Genomic DNA, 327 nt, shown 5'->3' with positions numbered 1-327 from the left:
CATGCTGCTGGCGCCGTACCTGCGCAAGTTCGGCAAGTTCACGGTGCCGGATTTCGTCGGTGACCGTTACTACTCCAGCGTCGCGCGCACCGTGGCGGTGGTCTGCGTCATCTTCATTTCCTTCACCTATGTCGCCGGCCAGATGCGCGGTACCGGCATCGTCTTCGCGCGCTTCCTCGAGGTGGACGTGAACGTCGGCGTGGTGATCGGCATGGCGATCGTCTTCTTCTATGCGGTACTCGGCGGCATGAAGGGCATCACCTATACCCAGGTGGCCCAGTACTGCGTGCTGATCTTCGCCTTCCTAGTGCCGGCGGTGTTCCTGTC

1 protein-coding gene is annotated in these 327 nt (G+C 61.8%); it reads left to right on the top strand.

All coding sequences use genetic code 11. The annotated features are described in order from the left end of the window. On the top strand, window positions 1-327 hold a 327-nt coding region (locus tag R0J88_RS19265), incomplete at both ends, for a sodium:solute symporter family transporter (RefSeq protein ID WP_410900770.1).

Source organism: Pseudoalteromonas sp. SIMBA_162 (assembly GCF_046535955.1).
In the GTDB taxonomy this organism is placed as follows: Bacteria; Pseudomonadota; Gammaproteobacteria; order Enterobacterales; family Alteromonadaceae; genus Pseudoalteromonas; species Pseudoalteromonas marina.
Note: the sequence above shows the minus strand (reverse complement) of the source record. Positions and strands in the feature narration are given on the sequence as shown.